This is a genomic window from Streptomyces sp. NPDC002580, from assembly GCF_042889485.1.
GTDB lineage: Bacteria > Actinomycetota > Actinomycetes > Streptomycetales > Streptomycetaceae > Streptomyces.
Genome location: NZ_JBIAQZ010000006.1, coordinates 1 through 1,379 on the forward strand (window position 1 = coordinate 1; position 1,379 = coordinate 1,379).

The window sequence follows — 1,379 nt, forward strand, 5'->3', positions numbered from 1 at the left end:
CGCCCGGTTACATTCCGAACCCGGAAGCTAAGCCTCACAGCGCCGATGGTACTGCAGGGGGGACCCTGTGGGAGAGTAGGACGCCGCCGAACAAAATTTGGAGGACCTCTGGTCCCAGCGACTCGCTGGGGCTAGAGGTCCTTTTTGTTTTTCCGAAGCGCGCCGGGTACCCGGCTGCGCGAGAATGACTTGCGGTACCGAAGACAGGAGTCACCCATGTCCACCAACTCTCCCGACGATCGACCGGAGCGCGACGAGCGCCGTCGTGACAGTGGTGACCGCGGTGACTACCGCGGGGGCCCACGCCGAGACAACGACCGAGGCGGCTCCGGCCGGCGCGACGACCGCGGCGGTGACCGTGGCGGCTTCCGTCGCGATGACAACCGTGGACGGGATGACAACCGCGGTGGCGGTGCCCCCCGTGGACGCGACGACCGACGTGAGGGCGATCGCGGTGGCCGCCCGCCGTTCCGTCGTGACGACCGTCCCAGCGGGCCGCGTCGTGACGACCGCAGGGACGGGGACCGTCCCGCGTTCAACCGCGACGACCGGCCCAGCAGCCCGCGCCGTGATGACGACCGCGGTGGGTTCCGTCGTGACGACCGTGGCGGGAGCTCCGGTGGCGGTGGTGGGTTCCGTCGCGATGACAACCGTGGTGGCGGTGGCGACCGCGGTGGCTTCCGTCGCGACGACCGTGGCGGCAGTGCCGGTGCCGGTTTCCGTCGTGACGATCGTGGCGGCAGTGGTTCCGGCAGCGGTGGTGGCTTCCGTCGCGACGACCGTGGCGGCAGTGCCGGTGCCGGTTTCCGTCGTGACGATCGTGGCGGCAGTGGTTCCGGCAGCGGTGGCGGTTTCCGTCGCGACGACCGTGGCGGTAGTGGTTCCGGTGGCGGCGGTGGCTTCCGTCGTGACGACAACCGCGGCGGCAGCAGCGGTGGCGGGTTCCGTCGTGACGACCGTGGCGGGAGCTCCGGTGGCGGTGGCGGTTTCCGTCGCGATGACAGCCGTGGTGGCGGTGGCGACCGCGGTGGTTTCCGTCGTGACGACCGCGGCGGCAGTGCCGGCAGCGGTGGCGGTTTCCGTCGCGACGACAACCGCGACGACCGTGGCCCCCGTCGGGATGCGGACCGTCCGCCGTTCCGTCGTGACGACCGTCCCAGCACCCCGCGCCGTGACGACGACCGCGGTGGCTTCCGCCGCGACGACCGTGGCGGCAGCAGTGGTGGCAGTGGCGGCGGTTTCCGTCGTGACGACCGTGGCGGTAGCGGTGGTGGTTTCCGTCGCGACGACCGCGGCGGCAGTGCCGGCAGCGGTGGCGGTTTCCGTCGCGACGACAACCGCGACGACCGTGGCCCCCGTCGGGATGCGGACCGTCCGCC

1 rRNA gene and 1 pseudogene are annotated in these 1,379 nt (G+C 71.6%); both read left to right on the forward strand.

The features are described from left to right. Nucleotides 1-92 (forward strand): 5S ribosomal RNA (gene rrf / locus ACFYW7_RS19280); the annotation flags it as partial. Between the two features lie 145 nt (nucleotides 93-237). Then, nucleotides 238-1,379: pseudogene (locus ACFYW7_RS19285) on the forward strand (hypothetical protein); the annotation flags it as partial.